Origin of the sequence: Kangiella geojedonensis, assembly GCF_000981765.1 — a bacterium.
GTDB lineage: Bacteria > Pseudomonadota > Gammaproteobacteria > Enterobacterales > Kangiellaceae > Kangiella > Kangiella geojedonensis.
Genome location: NZ_CP010975.1, coordinates 1,240,677 through 1,259,624 on the forward strand (window position 1 = coordinate 1,240,677; position 18,948 = coordinate 1,259,624).

Below are 18,948 nucleotides of genomic sequence, written 5' to 3' on the forward strand. Positions count from 1 at the left end.
AGTAACCAGTTAAACAGCAAAGCTAACTTCAGCAGCATTAATTTTTATCGCTGGTGATAATATCACTACCACAGTTATCACATTTTAATATGGGCAATTTCTGTGCCTTATAATTAGAAATGATTTGTTCTAGTTCACTTCCTGAGACCCCCATTGATGAGCAAATTTTATCGATTGATTGTTTTTCAGAGCTCGTTATCACTCCATCATCTAATGCGGTTGCGATTTCTTTTTCAAGGTGCTGTCTACGTACACGCAATTCATCACCAAACTTTGCAGCTAGCATTGCCGCTGGCAATGCAACAATGCCGACGCCAAGTAACATAATAAAAATGGAGATAAATTTTCCAAGAAAAGTGACAGGAACAACATCACCATATCCTACTGTTGTCATAGTCACGACAGACCACCAAATTGCATCTGGTATGCTTCCAAACACATCAGGTTGTACATTATGCTCAACGCTATACATTACGCTGGCAGAAAGAATAACAAGAACGCTAACTATAAAAACTGCGGCTCCAATGCTAGGTAACTCTTTCTTCAAAACATCACCAAACAATTTCAACCCTTTGAAATAATGGGTTAGCTTCAGTAAACGCAACATTCTTAACATTCTCAAATAGCGTAGATCTATTGGGATTATAAATGCTAGATAGAATGGAACAATAGCAACGAGATCAACAAGCGCTACCGGTGTGAAAAAATACTTTATACGTGATCGAGTTGGTGTTGACTCATCGAGATCTTGATGCTCAGTACAAGCCCATAAACGAGCAAAATACTCAACTGTAAAAATAACTACCGAAAAGATATTGAAGTAGTAGAGTTCAAGATGATACCTCTGACTAATTGGAGCATATGACTCTAAAACTACTGCAACAACATTGGCAATAATTAATAATACAATAAAGCTGCTCAATATTTTGCTTAGCGAAGATCCATCGAACCCATCTTCAAGAACTTTAAATGTCTTTTGTTTATTGATGATTGAATTCATGCTTCACTACCTATGAGTGTATATTATATACTTAAACTCAAAGACCCTGAGCCTGCTCTTCTTTTATAAAAGTAAAGTAAGCACGTGTTACAGGGATAGCAATTTGAGAAATAAGTGCGCTCCCCCAAAGAAGGTTACCTACAATGGAAGGAACATGAGGTAAAACTGCTAATGTGAATAGTGCTAAAGCAACCCCAACCATACGGACTTTAGGGGTAGCAAACCGGTGTGCGACACGCGTTTCAATATTGAATTGAATCCACAATAAACAAAGTAAATAAGATGCCAGTCCGAGACAGCCAATCACACCGTACTTCAAAGGATAGGGCTCCCAGAAGCCAGCTTTCACTTCTCCTGCTAGCGCAACGCCTATCATTATCGCTGACAGCATTAGGAATAGATGTGCCAACCACCAATTAACTAGCGTCCATTTTGCTTGGCTTTTAGGTTTGCCGTTACCAACAAAATCAAAGTAAATCCAACACTGGACAAAAACAGCGATCCCACCAAAAATAAAATTAACCAGAATACTTGGGTCAACTTTATATATGCCTTTATCAGACAGGGTGACAACAAGTTTAAAAAAACCTTCTCCAACAACTATCAATAGTAAGAGTGCAAAACGTTCTGACATATGCCCCAAACGTGGCAAGAAGCGCTTATTTTCTAAGATACCAATTTTAGGCACCATATAGAGAAGCTGTATTGCGACAATCCCCATACCTAATAGCCAATAACGGTAGGGAGCAGGTACGAATGCGCTGGTAGCAAAAACAATAGCTAGCAAAAAAAAGTTTCGACTTACGCCACGCGCAAGTTTAGTCGTTTCAACGCCTAGCCGATTGGTCCTGTGGTACAGGTAAGCGGTAATGAGTCTATTCGCAGCATATGCGAGAGCGAAATACTGCCATCCTTTACCGGTTACATGTGGAATTGAGGCTGCCATTACCATTGCAGTGACTATTTGGCATGACATGATCAAGCGATGCTTTACGTCTGTGCTTACATACAGCGAGTTAAATACACTTGAGTCAGCCCAGGCAAACCATATTGCAACAAATAGTACTGCGAAGGTAAAAAAACCATCCACTGAGAGGTGATCACTCAAATAGTTACCCAGTAAGAAAATAATAACAACATGTATCAGGTCATAAAATAGCTCAACCCAATGCACATGCTCATGAACTTCTTTTTGATCTAAGTGGTGTCTTGGTAATCGCCACATAGGATGGTTTTCGAGGGCCATATTATTTCTCCGGCTTTTCCCAAGAGAAAGGCTTCATAGCCTCATCAACTTTTGTATGTGTTAAGGCATTAGTAAAATTCGAGATCAGTTTAGAAGCAAGCCCAGTGAGCACTTCAAGCGCCTGTCTTTTGGTGTAGCCGGCTTCTAAAAACATATTTAACTTCTCGTCCCCAATATGGCCTCTATGATCAAGCAAGGACTTAGTAAAGTTATGGAGAGATTGAAGTTTAGGATCTGGAATCTGTGTTCCATTTCGTAATGCATTAATTACTTCATCCGGCATTTTTGCAGACTTCATCATCCATGTATGACCTGGTACACAGTAATGGCAGTTATTTTCGAAGTTAGATGTCATGAACACGACTTGCTGCTCAAGTGGCGTCAAAGTTGTATCATTCATAAATGCAGAAAAAGTATCATTATAGGCTTTATAGGTCGCCGGTGCTTCAGCCAAAACTTTGTGTAGATTTGGTATCATCCCAAAGGCCGATAATGATTGTTCCATCAGAGGTTTTGATTCTTCAGGTGCTGTGTCAGGCTCATAGTAAGTAAACATAAAATAATTCTCCTAATTTAGAATTTGATTTAATAAACTTTCAAAAGTCTCAGTTTCTTGTGCACCAGATAGCATTTTTCTTCCGTTAAAAATAAACAGAGGTACACCTTGAATGCCATTGTTACGCCAATATTGCTCAATAGACTGCACTTCATTACTGAGTGTATTGTTCGATAGAATATTCAAAGCTTCAGCAGCATCCAGTCCAACTTGTTTGATAAGTATAAGAAGTTCCGACTCGGTGAATTCTCCATGATCACTGAAATAGTGCGTAAATAACGCTTCAGCAAGCTCGGATTGTCGCTCACTTTCTTTAGCCCAGTGGAGAAGTTGGTGACACTGGTGAGTGTTAAGCATTTTCATTTCATCGAAGTAGTTGAAGGTGAAACCAACTTTTTTCCCTTCTTCAGTCAGCATAGCTCTAGACTTAATACTGCCTTTAAGCGTGGTACCATATTTATTCGCAAGATGTTCTCTCAAGTTCTCACCGTGCGAAGGCATATTTGGATTCAGCTCAAACGGGTGCCAGCTAATATTTACTTCAATGGTGTCAGCATATTTTTCCAATGCTTTTTTTAGTCGCCCATAGCCAATAACACACCACGGGCAAACGACATCAGAAATAATATCAATATTGAGAGGTATCTTGCTTTCTGGCGAAGTCATGCTTACTTCCTCTCAACAATAATGGCCGTTATCGTGGTATCACCAATATTCTTAACTTGATGCTCCCAACTGTCATGCCACATCACATAACCGTCAGGAATTTCCATTGTCATTTTATTTTTACCTGCTGAAATAGTGGCCTTGCCACCGTTCTCGAAATACACTGTTTCAGCATTGTGTTTATGCCAGTTGTCTTGCTCTCCCGGCTTAAGCGTCATTTTCAATACATAGACATCATCATTTTCAAGAAGGAGAGAGTAGTGTTTTGGTGAAGCAATATGAGCATGCTGAGCATGTGCGACATTGTCCGCATTCGCGGCAGTCAATGCCGGACAGCCTAGCAATGTATAACCTAATACCACTACAAATATTAACTGTTTCATCGTATTTCCTACTTATGCATACCACGAATTGGATAATTGTTTTCCGGGTTACGTATCCAAGCCAGTCCGTTAACTAGAGATTTCAGCTCTGGTCGAACAAAGGGGTTGTTGGAAATATCAGCAACCTGTACTTTCCCTTGGCTATTTACAACAAATAAGCCTGGCTCAGCGAACGGATGGTCAGTTTCTTGAGGAGACCTAGGATCAGAGATAAAAAGACCAAGCTCTTTCATTTGCTCAAGGGTCAATCCATAAGCGATAGGAAAGTCCACGTCTAATTGCTCTAAATGGCTTTCAAGTTGTGCCTTGCTATCGCCAGAAACAGCAATTAAATCAACACCCGTTTGTGCCAGGGTGTCTTTCATGCCTTGTAGATGGTTAAGGTATCGAGTACATAATGGACAATGCCTACCACGATAAACCACTATCATTTTCCAATCTAAACCATTTTCTGGCGTTGCTAGTGTTTTAACCTCACCATTAAGAAGGGTTGCTTTAATTTCTGGAAAGTCTGCTCCAGCGTGTAATTTATTGGTGTACTCGATACTCATTAAGCGGCTCCTTTAAAATGCTCATTGATGTGAGCTTCAAAGCGTTTAAAGTCGTTTTCAACGTCGGCATTTTTCATAACGTCAAAGGCAGCAAAAGTTGGTAATGGCTGCATACCGAAGAACTTGAAGTTCATGTGCATCGGGAACATTAAATCATCAATAGACTTACCGTTGAAAAACTCACTGGTATCATTAAATGCCTCTTCCGGAGCATTTAAAGTTAAAGACATCATGTACTTAGTATTGGTTAAAGCTCCGCCCATACCATAGTTCTTTTTAGGTGCATCTTCCGTTCGACCATCACCGACACATAAAGCACCGCCCATACCTGCCGTATAGACTTCGTCCATATATTTTTTGAACGACCAGCTGACGCCCATCCAGTTAACAGGCGACTGAAACACTACTGCATCTGCCCACGTATGGTTTTCTAGTTCTTTCTCAACATTTATAGTGTCAGACATTGTAACGACACGAGTGGAATAGCCTTTCGTTTCTAACATAGCCACAGCTTTATCGACTAACGTCGCGTTCAGTTTGCCTTCTGAAAAAGGGTAGTACTGGTGACCATTAATAATTAAGATGTTCTTCATTTTTGCTTACCTTTAAATTAAAAATACTAGGTGAATTGTTTTCCTCAGGTATATTATGGTAACCTAGACGAGCAAATCAATTAGTATACTTTTGGTAACCTGCAATTATTTAGAGGTGAAGTGATGGAAAGTGTTGTTAAAACGGACAATAAGGGTAGGAAGAAAGTTTTAAACGCCTGCACAGAGCCTTGTGCAATAGAGAAGGGGATGCGTCTAATTGGTGGTAAGTGGACGGCCTCCATCATCTATCACTTGAAAGACGAACCTGTACGTTTTAACGATTTAACTCGGATGCTTGGAGGCGCGAGCAAAAAAATGATCGATCAACGATTAAAAGAGCTCGAGTCTCGGGGTATGGTTATTAGAAAAGTCATTAGCGATAGACCAGTTGCTGTAACCTACGAACTGACAGGGTTTGGTCATTCCGCACTAAACATACTTGAACAACTTAGGCTGTGGTCTGAATCTAACAAGCTATAAGCGTTAAATATTGATCTATTTAGTAATCGATAGAAACAGTAACGCCTGCCCACAAAGAGTTGCGAGAACCGACACCGTCTTTAATTTCGTTCGTTTGATACCTTACGACATAGCTAACTCTGTAGTTTTCTACTTGTTTCGTCACTCCAACCCAGGCTTCGCCAATCAAGTGTTCAAGTTCGCTACCAGAGAAAGTCACATCACTGTGTCTAAATTGACCTTGTAGGAAAGAATTATATGCCCTAGCACGAAGCTTTACTCCCCCTGAAACGTAAAATTCAGATATGTTATCGCGGACAGAGTTTCCGATGACAGGAGCTGGCAAGGAATTATAGTCACTATTTTCCGGGGTAAAGCTCCACCAAGGTGTATTGATTAACCCCCAGCGCCCAGATAAGGCAACACTCGCTTCAGTTATGTATCCGACACTCGCTGATGCACTGTACTTGATTTCATATTCAGTATTTCTTGACGCGTTGAAGTCAGATGCAAGCAAACTCTGCCTACTCAAACTATATTTAAATGTCGGTTCTCCGCCATCACTGATTTGGTGATCCCAGCCAGTTGGCGACTCCGAACCGGTAGCTTTGTGAATTCCTTTTTGTATACTCGAACCAAGCTTTGTACCCAAAACACCTAACGTTAAAGTTGACTGATAAACTGGAGCTTCTGCTTCGCTAATGTAGCGGCGAGTATTAGATACGTGGAGCAAATTAGCAAAAGGGCGGTCATCATAAATAGTCCCATTATTACCAATCTCGGAAGGGGAGAATACTATTAAGCCAAATTGAGCACTATGAAGCGTAAAGAACTCATCTTGAACATTTGAATCATAACCAAAGGTATTATCAAGCTGTCCAAGCAGTGGGTCGATAGACCACCAGCCTGTAGCAGCTTTCCTGCCTGCAAGTTCAACACCTAAGCCTCCCGTGTAATCTTGATCTCTTCCGCTGGATGGAACCAACAGGTCATTGTCGAAATGAATAGCCCAACCGGTCACCTCTTTTTCATTGCCACTACTATCCAAAGGAAGACCTTCGATTTCTGAGAACTTTGGATTTAAAGCTGAAGCATCTAAAGGAGCTAAACTCATGATAATAACTCCAGCAGATAATAATAAATAAGCAACTTGCGAATACATAGCTGTTCCCGTTAATGAACTTATGGCGAATTATATGTTCGATTTTACTGAGTATATATCTGCAAATATCGATTGTTTTATTAGTTAAAAAAGAATGCAAGCTGCCGACGTAGCTATATATTTATTCTGATAATAAGAATAAATAACTCGTATTTTTATAATTTTCGTTAGCTCAAAAAGAATTTAATATCTATTTAGTGATGTGAACAAGCATCCATTTATTCAACGAAATCTATGAGGAAACGAACATGTTTAACTTAAGTAAAAAATTACTGAAAGCAATCACTGGAGCTTCACTAATCTTAGCTGCAAGCTCGCCTTCTTTTGCAGGTTCTCCAGCTAAAAGTTTATTAACGCCTGATAACCATGCGCTAATTTTGATTGATCACCAACCACAAATGGCATTTGCAACCAAGTCACATGACATTGTTGAGCTAAGAAACAACGTAACGGGGCTCGCAAAATCTGCTAAGGCTTTTAATGTACCAACGATTTTAACGACCGTTGCAGAAAAATCTTTTAGCGGACCTCTTTTCCCAGAACTTAAAGCGGTTTTTCCAAAACAAACACCCATTGATCGTACAACGATGAATACTTGGGAAGATGACCGTGTAACTAAGAAGTTTAAAAGCTACAAGAAAGACAAGCTCGTTATAGCTGCACTTTGGACTGAGGTTTGTGGTGTGGGCCCTGTACTTTCTGCTATTGAAGATGGGTATGAAGTTTATTTTGTCACTGATGCGTCAGGCGGTGTAAGTAAAGAAGCGCACGATATGGCAGTTCAAAGAATGATTCAAGCAGGAGCACGACCAATAACTTGGATTCAATATTTGCTAGAACTTCAACGCGATTGGGCTAGAGGAGAAACCTATAAAGCCGTTACTGATATCGCAAAAGAACACGGCGGCGGCTACGGTCTAGGAATCATCTACGCTAAAGAAATGTTTAATGCAAAAGAGGGTAAGTAAGCATTACTTAATATTAAAACTGGAAGGTCGCGTTAGCGGCTTTCCAGCTTTAATAATTCATAAATATTTAAATAGGAGCTGATAAAAATGAATATTGTCAAAGGAATTCTAGGTACACTGATTTTATATGGTACGACATTCGCTGCTTCAGCTGCTGATATGATCGTTCACAACGCAAAAATAACCACATATGATGGTAAAGAGTACACAGCATTTTCTGTCGAAGATGGTCGATTTAAAAACTTAAGCACGAGCAGTCAAGAGTTACTCGGCAAAGCAACAAAAGACACCATCATTATTAATGCGCAGCAAAAACGCGTTATTCCAGGAATTAATGACTCACACTTGCATGTCGTACGCGGTGGTAGGTTTTATAACCTTGAAACAAGGTGGGAAGGAATTGACTCGCTGGCACAAGGTATTGATATGATCAGACAACAGGCAGAGCGAACACCAAAGGGACAGTGGGTACGTGTCATTGGTGGTTGGAGTCCATACCAATTTAAAGAAAAGCGTATGCCGACTCCTAATGAGTTGACTAAAGCTGCACCTGACACACCAGTTTTTGTTTTACACCTTTACTCGGGCGGCGTGCTAAATAAAAAAGCTTTAGACGTTTTAAATATCACTAAAGATACTGTTGCCCCCAAAGGCAGTCGTTATGAAAGAGATTCTGAGGGCAACCCCACTGGGCGCTTAATTGCAGATCCTAATCCAATGATTCTGTATAAGACGATTGCAGCACTGCCACACATGACGCAACAGGAACAAATGAATTCTAGTCGTCAGTATTACCGAAAACTTCTGAGCCTGGGCGTTACCAGTGTCATCGATGCAGGTGGCGGAGGGCATGTCTTTCCTGAAAACTACCAAGCATCAACAGCGCTTGCCGCAACAGGTGAATTGCCGATTAGAGTGTCTAACTATTTATTCCCGCAAAAGCCTGAGCAGGAGATGAAAAGCTTTATGGATTGGATGAGTAATTATCGTAGCAATCAAAACCTGCACCTCCATATGAATGACGGTTACGTTATTGAGGGCGGGGGAGAACTCCTTGCTTGGAAAGCCTCCGATTATGAAAACTTCACGTCAAGCCGACCAGAACTGCATGTGGATGCGGAAAAAGAGCTTGAGCAAGTAGTACGTTTACATTTACTGCAAAAATGGCCTTTTAGATTACATGCGACTTACAATGAATCAATAGACCGAATGCTTGACCTTTTTGAGAAAATCCACAAAACACAACCTTTAAACTCCGTCCGTTGGGTTTTGGATCATGCCGAAACGATTTCTGATAAAAACTTAACGAGAGTTAAATCTTTAGGTGGAGCTATTGCAGTTCAAGGGAGAATGGCTTTTGCTGGCGAAGACTTCCTTGCTCGATATGGTAAAACGCAAACCGAAAGAACACCTCCTATTAAGAAAATGATTGAAATGGGTATACCTGTGGGACTTGGTACTGACGGTACTCGTGTCTCAAGTTTTAATCCTTGGGCAACTTATTACTGGGCGGTTTCAGGTAAAACGGTTGGTGATACACAGCTATATAATAAGGAGAATATTTTAGACAGAATAACTGCATTGAAGTTATTCACGTCTCGCAGTGCATATTTCTCTGGAGAAGAGCTTGTTAAAGGACAAATAAAGGAAGGGATGTATGCAGACTTTTCAATCCTAAACCACGACATTTTAAATGTTAATGAAAAGTACTTGCTTAAGACTCAGTCTATACTGACAGTTGTGGACGGAAAAATCCGTTTTACTGATGAGGAGTCATTTCCAGAGTTTCACATCTCACAAGACAAAGCTTTACCAGAATGGTCTCCCGTGAATCATTTTGACTGATTGTCTTGCCTAAACAAAAGGACAGGGCTTAGCTCTGTCCTTAATGTTATTGTAGAAGCATGTGGTTATCAATTAGCTAACCTGTTGAAGTTTCGTATAGAAGAGTAGAGCAAACTTATTACTAGGGTGGAGCATATCTAAGCGCTGCAATAGAAAAGACATACGTAAATTTGAATATTATTAATTTAACATAATATAAGTTATGCGTATAATGTGATAGCAGATATTACATTAGGTTTAAATTTGGTGCTCTTACCAGTATAGTTAATAGACTACGTTTATATATGGGGATTTATGTTTTCTAAAACGACTGTACTCTCTGCAACACTTCTCTCTGTTGTATTTATTCCAAATACTGCCTTTTCTTATAGTGATGAAACTGACGTAAACATTGGTGGCGCTGTCCGGCTAAATTACGGCTGGAAAGATTACGATGATGATAGCGACGGTGCTTTCGATTTTGAGCTATTCGCTGTGGATGTCGATATCACTAAAGGAAAATGGTTTGTCGATTCTCAGTTTAGATTTTATCAAACATTCAATGCGATACATCATGCTGAAATTGGTTATAACTTTGACGACTCCAATCGTTTGGCTGTTGGCGTGTCTCAGGTTCCATTTGGGATTAGCCCTTATGCCTCTCATGGCTTCTGGTTTGGTGGTACCTATTATCTAGGCTTTGAAGATGATTACGATACGGGCGTTAAATGGACTAAGTCTACCGGTGACTGGACATTTGATACGGCTTACTTCTTCAATAGCGAATATGATGATTCAGCTCGTTATGGTCGGTATTCATTTGATGTAGCCAGCATTGATGGAAGTGATAACAAAGAAGATGGTCATGGTAACTTCCGTGCCCAGTATCAATGGGGAGACCACACCGTTGGTGCCTCTGTTCAAGCCGGTAAATTCCGCAATCGTACTACTGGTGAAAAAGGTGATCATGTCGCCGCGGCAGTTCATTTCGATGGACACTTCGATAGTTGGAATATCCAACTTCAGCATATTTATTATGATTTCGAAGCTTCTCCAGAGCTACAAACTCAAAATAATCGCATCGCGATGTCTGCTTTTGACTTTCCTTTTGAGATAGCTGCTGAGGCAAACGTTACTAGTTTTAATGTTGCTAAAACCTTCAAGGTGGGGAATGACTTCCTTGATAAAGTAGTCTGTTACAACGACTACACTTATACAGCGACTGAAGATAAGCCGGGTTTAACAGACTCTATTCAAAATGTTACTGGCTGCACTCTGATTAAAGACGGACTTTATACCTATATCGACTGGATTGCTGGTAAGAACATGTGGTTTGCAGGTGGCCCAGGTATAGGCGTCTATAATGGACCAGAAAAATGGCATTCTCGTTTAAATATTAATATTGGTTACTACTTCTAAGGGGGATTCATGAGTGACTCTTTAAAAGAGCACAATTCAACCAACAATCCATTACATGAAAAGTACGACGCAGACCATGAAGTCGGGGAAAATAATGTAGAAGTCCTTGGGATGGATCTTCACAACCCAGTGTTCTTTGCCTCTGCATTCTTTGTGGTTCTTTTCGTCATCCTTACCCTACTCTTTCCACAACAATCGAGCGACTATTATGAAGCGGCGAAGGGCTGGTCAATTAACAACTTTGATTGGCTCTTTATGATCGCAGGTAATATTTTTGTGTTGTTCTGTCTATTTTTGCTGCTGTCACCATTAGGACGCGTCCGTATTGGTGGTAAACAAGCAAAGCCAGAGTTTTCACTAGTCTCTTGGTTTGCCATGTTATTTGCAGCAGGCATGGGAATCGGCTTGATGTTTTTCAGCGTGGCCGAACCTGTGGGATATTTTACCAGTGATGGCGCTACGCCATTTAATGTTCCGCCAGGAGCTCCGGAGTCAGAAGAAGCGGCTATGGGCGCCACCATGTTTCACTGGGGATTACATCCTTGGGGGATTTACGCTGTGGTGGGGTTATCTCTGGCCTTCTTCGCTTATAACTGCAACTTACCATTAACCATCCGCTCCACCTTCTACCCTATTTTTGGGGATCGCGTATGGGGCGCAACCGGTAATATTATTGATACGGTAGCAGTTTTAGCCACTATATTTGGTTTAGCAACCTCATTAGGCTTTGGCGCGAGCCAAGCTGCCAGTGGCTTGCACTTCTTGTATGAAGGGATTCCAAACACTATTACAACCCAGCTGGCCATTATTTTTGGTGTAACAGTGATTGCTATATTCTCTGTGGTTAGAGGATTAGAAGGCGGTGTCAAAGTATTGAGTAATATCAATATGTCACTAGCAGCAATTCTTATGATATTTGTATTTATTGCTGGCTCTACTGTCATGTTGCTCAGTGGCGTTGGAAAAACGCTGATGAGCTATGCAGAGAATGTCATACCCTTAAGTAATTGGATTGGTCGTGAAGACCAAGGTTTTTATAAAGGTTGGACGATATTCTATTGGGCATGGTGGATATCATGGTCTCCTTTTGTTGGTATGTTTATTGCGCGCGTGTCGAAAGGTCGAACGGTTCGACAGTTTATCTCGGCAGTCTTAATCATCCCTACTCTCTTAACCGCGGTGTGGATGACAGTCTTCGGGCGATCCGGTATCGAGCAGGTGAAAAATGAAGTAGGGAAATTAGCGGATGGCATTGGTGAAAGTTCTTTAGCCTTGTTCCAGATGCTAGATAACCTACCACTAACCACAATCACCTCTACGATAGCGATTATTCTGGTACTAGTGTTCTTTATTACCTCATCGGACTCTGGCTCACTTGTCATCGACAGCATTACCGCTGGCGGTAAGTTAGATGCCCCCGTAACCCAGCGTGTTTTCTGGGCAACAATGGAAGGTGTTATTGCTGCAGTGTTGTTATATGGCGGTGGTAAAGAAGCGCTTGGTGCATTACAAGCCGCGGCAGTCACTGTCGGCCTGCCCTTCACAATCGTCTTACTATTGATGTGCGTGAGTTTATTTATGGGGTTAAGAGCCGCTTATAAACTGAACTACAAGAAATAGCGCTTGTGTGGAAGATAAAAAAAGCCCCTAGTTTAGGGGCTTTTTACTATTGCTTAATTAAATGGTTTAATTGAGTTGAACTGTTGGCGTATTAGTTAATGCAGGCGTACTTTATGTCTAAATAATCACTAATGCCGTATTTAGAGCCCTCTCTGCCCATGCCCGATTCTTTAACGCCACCAAACGGCGCCATTTCGTTAGAAAGCATCCCAGTATTAATGCCGACCATGCCGTACTGCAACTCTGCAACCAATCTGTTAATGCGATGCCTATTTTCGGTATAGGCGTAAGAAGCTAATCCAGCACTGGTATTATTGGCAGCAGAAATAACTTCATTATCATCGCTGAACGGGATCAGTGCCACTACGGGACCAAAGATTTCTTCACAGGCAATTTCCATATCCTTGTCTACTTTTGATAAAACCGTCGGCTCAAAAATATTCTTAAACTCACTACTGATATTGCCACCAGCCAAAATTTCAGCACCCGACTCAGTGGCCTGTTTAATTAACCGGAAGACTTTGTCGATGCCCTTTTGGTTTATCAGCGGTGTGATTTGGACACCGTCGGTAAGGCCATTCCCGAGTTTAAGATCTGAAACTTTGTTACCAAGACGCTTAATAAATTCATCGTACAAAGTCTCATGAACGAATATTCGGTTTGCGCAAACGCAAGTTTGCCCAGAGTTCCTGAATTTACTGGCCATTAAGCCATCAACAGCTTCATCAAGGTCAGCATCATCAAAGACAATAAATGGTGCATTACCACCAAGCTCCATGGTGACCTTTTGAACATTCTCCGCAGATTGTGCAATCAATTTTTTACCAACGGCAGTCGACCCCGTGAACGAAATCTTTCTCACTGCGGGATGAGATGTTAATGCTTTACCAATATCGCTAGAAGCTGTGCTTGGGACAACATTAATGACACCCTTGGGGAATCCAGCTTGCTCAGCTAATTCTGCCATAGCCAAGGCTGAAAGTGGTGTTTCAGAAGCAGGCTTAATCACTACGGTGCAGCCAGCAGCAAAAGCTGGTGCAACTTTTCGCGCAATCATTGCCTGTGGGAAGTTCCACGGAGTAATAATCCCAACAACACCAACGGGTTGCTTATGAATTTGTATCTGTTTTTTTCCATCAGGAGACGGCAACAAGTCTCCATTGATTCGTAAGGCTTCTTCGGCAAACCATTTAATATATGACGCGCCATACAAAATTTCATTCTTAGCTTCTTGTAACGGCTTGCCCTGCTCTATGGTTAATACTTCAGCTAAATCATCGGCATGATCGATAATCAATGAGTGCCACGACAAGAGCAGATTAGAGCGCTCTTTGGCAGTTGTTCTAGACCATGACGCGAAAGCTTTTGATGCCGCCTCAATCGCTTGGTTAGCATGTTCAGCAGTGCAGTCCGCCACTGTAGCAATGACACCGTTATCGAAAGGGTTATCCACTTCAAACGTATTATCGGCAGAAATCCATTGTCCGTTGATATAAGCTTGCTCTTTCAATAATTGTTTATTCATAAGTTTTCCGTTACCAAAAAAAATGGCTCTATAGTAGAGCCATCTTAACTAACCTCTGTATTATTTCAAAAGAACAGTTGGTAATAATTGTATATTTAACATTTACATACGTTCTAAAGTTTCAATCCCAAGAAGCTCTAAGCCAACCTCTAATTGATTCAAGCAGATAGACGACAGCTTCAGTAAGCTAGCACGCTTCGCTTCATCGGCCTCTTTTAAGATGTGTTGTTTTTGATAGAAAGAGCTAAACTCTTGTGCAAGATTGTACAAGTGTTCACACAAAAAGTGTGGCGCTCTCTTATCGATAGTTTTATCTAAAGCAGTCACAAACTCGAGTAGTTTAAAGGTTAATGCACGCTCGTTATCAGAGGTTGCCTGGAGAGTACCTGGCACTGCGTTAACTTCTCCTGCCTTACGCAAAATTGACTTAATTCGAGCAACCTGCATCAACAAGTAAGGTCCAGTTTTGCCTTCAAACTCACTGAATTTTTCAAGATCGAAAATGTAGTCTTTTATACGGTAGTTACGAAGATCGGCGAATTTAAGCGTAGAAATAGCCACTTTATGGGCAATTTCTTCTTTTTCTTCGTCATCAAAATCAGTACCGAAATTAGAGGCAGCGAGTTTTTTACGAGCTTCTTCTTTGGCCATTTGAATTAAGTCGTGTAACTTCATCACGCCACCAGTACGAGTTTTGAAAGGCTTGCCATCCTTGCCGTTCACCGTACCAAAATAAGTGTGTTCATAGGTCGTGCGCTTATTCATCTCCATGAGATCAGCGGCTGCAAAAACTTGCTTGAAGTGTTGCTGCTGGCGGCCGTCAACCACGTACAAAACGATATCCGCATTATCTTCATAGACACGTTCGTACAAAGTCGCAAGATCCGTTGTTCCGTACATGACGGCACCGTCGGACTTACGAAGAATAAGCGGAGGCATGATTTTCTCACCCTCATCATCAACGATAGGAACAATTAAAGCGCCCTGATCTTTGACCGAAATATTTTTCTCTTCTAACTCTTTAAGGATAACCGGAATAAATGGATCCGCATCGCTCTCGCCTTTCCATAAGTCAAAACTCACACCAAGCTCGCCGTAATCACGCTTTAAAGTGGCAATAGACACAGCGACAAAGTGCTTCCAGAGTGCAATATAGCCCTCTCGACCATTCTGTAACTCTAACGTCGCTTTGCGCGCTTTTTCCGCAGCCTCATCATCAGTTTTACAAAGACCCGACTCCTCTGGATAAATGGTTTCCAGATCCTGAATCGTAACTGGAGATTCTTCTGGATAAGGCCCAGTAAAGTCTTTATCAAAATAAGGGAGGTCCGGTTGACGCTTTTTCAGTCCTTCAATCAACATCCCCATTTGGGTTCCCCAGTCACCTAGGTGTGCGTCTGACACTACGTCATATCCCTTAAATCGGAAGATACGTTGTAACGAATCACCGATTATCGCTGTACGCAAATGCCCCACGTGCATTGACTTAGCAACATTTGGACCACCAAAGTCGATCATAACTTTAGTTTTCGATAAGTCCTCAGCAGCACCAAAAGAGGTATCTTCAGAAAAACGGCTCAGCTTTTTTGAAAGGTAGTCTTCATTAACAAAAATATTAATAAAGCCCGGGCGAACCACTTCAATGTTTTTAATGAGATCATTGTCAGCCAGGCTCGCAGCCACCTTCTCAGCAGTAACGAAAGGATTACCAGCGCCCTGCTTTGCCGCAGCCATGGCACCATTGCATTGAAAATCACCTAACTCTGGTCGTGTACAACGCACTGTTGCGCCGAAGTCGAATGATAAGTCGTTTGCTTCGAAAGCTTGACCAAATAATTGGCTTAGATCCTGTTCAATGGTGGTTAGCATGGTATTAAATCTTAGTTAATGAATAGAATTGTGTACGAAAAACTGCCGGCATTATACTAAAGTTTTCGTTAAAAATGCTATGCCAGCAAAGGGTTATCTTGCTGTTTGCTGCTTATTAATCTAAAAAGACGAACCAGGTTGCTTCAAAAAAGCCTCTTCTTCAGCTGTAGAAGGTCTACCAAGTATTGAGTTGCGATGCGGGTAGCGTCCAAAACGGTCAATGATGGCTTTGTGTTTTAATTCAAAATCATAGCCGTGCTCAGGGCCTAATGACTTAAACAGGTCTACGGCCAGTTCATGAATTGGCTTCGATTCGCTATGCATATAAGGCATGTATAAAAACTGACGTTCGACAAGACTAAGTTCTTTGTCTAACCCTTGTGCAACGGCAAATTGAGCCAAGGTCAAAGCTTGCGCGTCTTGAGAAAATGCTTTAGCGGAATCGCGGAATATGTTTCTCGAAAACTGGTCAAGAATGATCACTTCGGCTAACAAGCCTTTAGCCGTATCTCGCCACTCAAACAATTCGCCGAGTACGGATGCTTGATGATATTGACCAAATCGACTCTGGATAGACCGATCAAATTCATTACTTTTACGCCACCAGTCTTTAGGCTCGAGCTCATGGAACCAAAATTGGATAATATCATCAGCCTTCATTAAGCTGCTCCTTTATCTCAGACAACAAATTGTCGCTGGCGACTTCGATCATTTGCAGAACCTTAGTAAAACCTTCTGGCCCGCCATAATAGGGATCGGGTACTTCCTCGATCTCTAACTGAGGTGCATAGTCACGAATAAATAGCTTTAACTTATTATCATAACCATTTGTTTTTAAAAGCGATAAATTGTGGTAATTCTCAAGATCCATTGCTATAACAAGATCAAAATCCACAAAGTCTTTAGCTTCAGCTTTTCTAGAGCGAATGTAGGATAAGTCATAACCGACCTTTTGAGCTTCTTGTTGAGAGCGTTTATCTGGTGGCTCGCCAACATGAAAAGCACTTGTGCCAGCCGAATCAACGCGGATTTTGTCGGTTAAACCAGCTTCGTTAACTTTATGTTGAAAGACGCCTTCAGCTGTCGGAGAGCGACAAATATTGCCTAAACAAACAAATAACACTGAATATTGGCTCACGAACCCTCTCCCCTGTTGACTGTAACTCAGTTTTAAAGCTGATGTTGGCGATAATAAAGGTTCGCCGCGTCTAAATCTTCTTCAGTATCAACACCAAGTCCTGGCACTTCTTGCGCTTCTTCTACGTGGATATGATAACCATTAGCCAGCACTCTTAACTGCTCAAGCGACTCTAACTTCTCTATTGCAGCAGGCGATAGTTTGACGTACTGAGCTAAGAAACCAGCTCGGTAGCCATAAATACCAATATGGCGTTGACAGAGCTCAGAACGAGCAACCTGCTTTTCCTCAAAACGCCCCCGCTGCCAAGGTATGGGCGCTCGTGAGAAATAGAGCGCCTTGCCCTCTACCGACGAAACCACTTTCACAACGTTTGAATTAAACACTTCCTCATCGTCCAGAATAGGAGTGCTCAAGGTCGACATGACGCAGTCAGCGTGTTCCGCTAAATTCAACGCGACTTGGCTGATATTTTCAGGCGAAATAAAGGGTTCATCACCTTGCACATTCACCACAATGTCACTGTCGGCAAAGCCTAATGACTCGCAAACTTCTGCCAATCTATCGCTACCAGAAACATGATCCTCACGAGTCATACAGACATCGCCGCCAAACTCATTCACGGCTTGTTCGATACGCTGGTCATCGGTTGCAATTACAACTTTTGAAGCGCCGGAGAGCATTGCACGCTCATAAACATGCTGAATCATGGGCTTATCACCAATCATCGCTAAAGGCTTACCAGGCAGCCTCGTAGACGCATAACGAGCTGGAATGACAACCACGAAGTTGACTGTATCCACCACGGACATTAATCCAGTTCCTCAGCAGATACTTTCCGTGCCTGCTCTTCTAACATGACTGGAATATCGTCTTTTATTGGGTAAGCCAACTTATCAAAGCGACAGATTAACTCTTGTGCTTTTTTGCTGTACTGAAGTTCGCCTTTGCATAAAGGGCAAACTAAGATGTCTATTAATTTATGGTCCATATCTATGCTCAGAAATAACTAGTTTAATAACTGTGTTAGCAGTTGCTTTAATTCTTTATCAAGCTCTTCCGTTAACTGTGTCTTAACGGGTAAATAATACATTCTATCATCGGCCAAGTGGTGACATTTTACCGCATCTTTCTCAGTCATCAGTATCGGCCCGTTCATTCCCTTAAAGTCATCGGTTTGATACTGATGATGGTCAGGGAATACGTGAGGGGTAGCCTCTAAACCTAATGTTTTAAGCGTATCAAAAAAACGCTGTGGGTTGCCAATCGCGGCGACTGCATCCACAGCCGTGGCGTCTAATGGCTTGTCATGCCCTACCCCTTGATAACCCAGTGGCTCTAAACGCATTGATTGACCGTTAATAATTTGGATATCGACCGTTTTCAATCGCGAAGGCGGTTCTCTTAGTGGCCCCATTGGCATCAACCAACCATTTCCCAAACCTCTTGCCGAGTCTATAACCACCACTTCTAAATCTCTTTGCAAGGCATAATGTTGAAGACCATCGTCACAAATAACGATATCACAGCCTAAATCGATCAGTTTCTGTCCACCGCGGCTTCTAATAGGATCGACTACAACCGGTACTTTAGTTTGGTGAAAGATTAAATAGGGTTCATCGCCAGAAATATCGGCCGAGGTATCCTCATCAACCACCAGTGGGTGGTTTTCAGCTGCCCCACCATAACCTCGAGTTACCAAGCCAGGCTGGTAGCCTTGCTCCTTGAGCCATTGAAGAATATAGATAGATAAAGGTGTTTTTCCTGTGCCGCCAACAGTGACGTTGCCGATAACAACCACTGGTTTGGATAACTTGGTCGACTTAAACCAGCCAATGCTATACAAAGCGCGACGCGAAAAAACAAATAACCGCAACAACAATTGCAGCGGCAAAAAGAGCCATAACCACAACGGTGTCTGACGATACCATAAGCCCTCAAGAAAACTCTGGCTTTTAGAAATCGCCAT

20 protein-coding genes are annotated in these 18,948 nt (G+C 41.8%); 5 read left to right on the plus strand and 15 right to left on the minus strand.

The window, feature by feature from the left end; all coding sequences use genetic code 11:
* Positions 1-37: 37 nt before the first annotated feature.
* Genes TQ33_RS05455 through TQ33_RS05485 form a run of 7 tightly spaced genes read right to left on the minus strand, consistent with a single transcriptional unit; the run spans position 38 to position 4,995 of the window.
* The gene (locus tag TQ33_RS05455; protein WP_046561162.1) at positions 38-1,000 is read right to left on the minus strand and encodes an ion transporter; all 963 of its coding nucleotides are present in this window, start codon (positions 998-1,000) and stop codon (positions 38-40) included.
* Positions 1,001-1,037: 37 nt separating this feature from the next.
* The gene (locus TQ33_RS05460) at positions 1,038-2,246 is read right to left on the minus strand and encodes a low temperature requirement protein A (RefSeq protein ID WP_046561163.1); all 1,209 of its coding nucleotides are present in this window, start codon (positions 2,244-2,246) and stop codon (positions 1,038-1,040) included.
* A 1-nt stretch (position 2,247) separates the two neighbouring features.
* Positions 2,248-2,802 (minus strand): carboxymuconolactone decarboxylase family protein, encoded by a 555-nt coding sequence (locus tag TQ33_RS05465; protein ID WP_046561164.1) that lies wholly within the window; start codon positions 2,800-2,802, stop codon positions 2,248-2,250.
* Between the two features lie 12 nt (positions 2,803-2,814).
* Positions 2,815-3,468 (minus strand): DsbA family oxidoreductase, encoded by a 654-nt coding sequence (locus TQ33_RS05470; protein WP_046561165.1) that lies wholly within the window; start codon positions 3,466-3,468, stop codon positions 2,815-2,817.
* Between the two features lie 2 nt (positions 3,469-3,470).
* Complete coding sequence (locus TQ33_RS05475) at positions 3,471-3,851, minus strand: cupin domain-containing protein (RefSeq protein ID WP_046561166.1); 381 nt, start codon at positions 3,849-3,851, stop codon at positions 3,471-3,473.
* 8 nt (positions 3,852-3,859) lie between these two features.
* Entirely contained in the window at positions 3,860-4,402 is a 543-nt protein-coding gene (locus tag TQ33_RS05480) for a redoxin domain-containing protein (protein ID WP_046561167.1), read from the minus strand.
* A complete protein-coding gene (locus TQ33_RS05485; RefSeq protein ID WP_046561168.1) occupies positions 4,402-4,995 on the minus strand; it encodes an NAD(P)H-dependent oxidoreductase in 594 nt (197 codons plus the stop codon). The genes TQ33_RS05480 and TQ33_RS05485 overlap by 1 nt, the downstream gene beginning before the upstream one ends.
* A 123-nt stretch (positions 4,996-5,118) precedes the next feature.
* Here TQ33_RS05485 and TQ33_RS05490 point away from each other — a divergent pair, with 123 nt between their 5' ends.
* Complete coding sequence (locus TQ33_RS05490) at positions 5,119-5,475, plus strand: winged helix-turn-helix transcriptional regulator (protein ID WP_046561169.1); 357 nt, start codon at positions 5,119-5,121, stop codon at positions 5,473-5,475.
* A gap of 19 nt (positions 5,476-5,494) precedes the next feature.
* Here the strand turns inward: TQ33_RS05490 and TQ33_RS05495 are convergent, their stop codons facing one another.
* Positions 5,495-6,616: a lipid A deacylase LpxR family protein gene (locus TQ33_RS05495; RefSeq protein WP_052735216.1), complete on the minus strand. Its 1,122-nt coding sequence runs from the start codon at positions 6,614-6,616 to the stop codon at positions 5,495-5,497.
* A 248-nt stretch (positions 6,617-6,864) separates the two neighbouring features.
* On the opposite strand from TQ33_RS05495, the gene TQ33_RS05500 reads away from it, so the two are divergent.
* From TQ33_RS05500 to TQ33_RS05515, 4 genes are all read left to right on the plus strand, one after another.
* Positions 6,865-7,584, plus strand: a complete 720-nt coding sequence (locus tag TQ33_RS05500; RefSeq protein WP_084616930.1) for a hydrolase — start codon at positions 6,865-6,867, stop codon at positions 7,582-7,584.
* 87 nt (positions 7,585-7,671) lie between these two features.
* Positions 7,672-9,429, plus strand: coding sequence for an amidohydrolase (locus TQ33_RS05505; protein ID WP_046561170.1), 1,758 nt, complete (start codon positions 7,672-7,674; stop codon positions 9,427-9,429).
* 294 nt (positions 9,430-9,723) lie between these two features.
* A complete protein-coding gene (locus TQ33_RS05510) occupies positions 9,724-10,827 on the plus strand; it encodes a hypothetical protein (RefSeq protein WP_052735217.1) in 1,104 nt (367 codons plus the stop codon).
* Positions 10,828-10,836: 9 nt separating this feature from the next.
* Positions 10,837-12,447 (plus strand): BCCT family transporter, encoded by a 1,611-nt coding sequence (locus TQ33_RS05515; protein WP_046561171.1) that lies wholly within the window; start codon positions 10,837-10,839, stop codon positions 12,445-12,447.
* 91 nt (positions 12,448-12,538) lie between these two features.
* On the opposite strand, the gene TQ33_RS05520 is transcribed toward TQ33_RS05515, so the two are convergent.
* The 7 genes from TQ33_RS05520 to lpxK form a co-directional block, all read right to left on the minus strand.
* Positions 12,539-13,972: an NAD-dependent succinate-semialdehyde dehydrogenase gene (locus tag TQ33_RS05520; RefSeq protein WP_046561172.1), complete on the minus strand. Its 1,434-nt coding sequence runs from the start codon at positions 13,970-13,972 to the stop codon at positions 12,539-12,541.
* Positions 13,973-14,074: 102 nt separating this feature from the next.
* Entirely contained in the window at positions 14,075-15,841 is a 1,767-nt protein-coding gene (gene argS, locus TQ33_RS05525) for an arginine--tRNA ligase (RefSeq protein ID WP_046561173.1), read from the minus strand.
* Between the two features lie 120 nt (positions 15,842-15,961).
* Positions 15,962-16,501 (minus strand): DUF924 family protein, encoded by a 540-nt coding sequence (locus tag TQ33_RS05530; RefSeq protein WP_046561174.1) that lies wholly within the window; start codon positions 16,499-16,501, stop codon positions 15,962-15,964.
* Positions 16,491-16,979 carry a low molecular weight protein-tyrosine-phosphatase gene (locus tag TQ33_RS05535; RefSeq protein WP_046561175.1) on the minus strand — a complete coding sequence of 163 codons (489 nt, stop codon included), beginning with the start codon at positions 16,977-16,979 and terminating at the stop codon, positions 16,491-16,493. The genes TQ33_RS05530 and TQ33_RS05535 overlap by 11 nt, the downstream gene beginning before the upstream one ends.
* 32 nt (positions 16,980-17,011) lie before the next feature.
* The gene (gene kdsB / locus TQ33_RS05540; protein ID WP_046561176.1) at positions 17,012-17,791 is read right to left on the minus strand and encodes a 3-deoxy-manno-octulosonate cytidylyltransferase; all 780 of its coding nucleotides are present in this window, start codon (positions 17,789-17,791) and stop codon (positions 17,012-17,014) included.
* A complete protein-coding gene (locus tag TQ33_RS05545) occupies positions 17,791-17,970 on the minus strand; it encodes a Trm112 family protein (RefSeq protein ID WP_046561177.1) in 180 nt (59 codons plus the stop codon). Before TQ33_RS05545 ends, kdsB begins: the two co-directional genes overlap by 1 nt.
* Before the next feature lie 18 nt (positions 17,971-17,988).
* Positions 17,989-18,948 carry a tetraacyldisaccharide 4'-kinase gene (gene lpxK / locus TQ33_RS05550; protein WP_046561178.1) on the minus strand — a complete coding sequence of 320 codons (960 nt, stop codon included), beginning with the start codon at positions 18,946-18,948 and terminating at the stop codon, positions 17,989-17,991.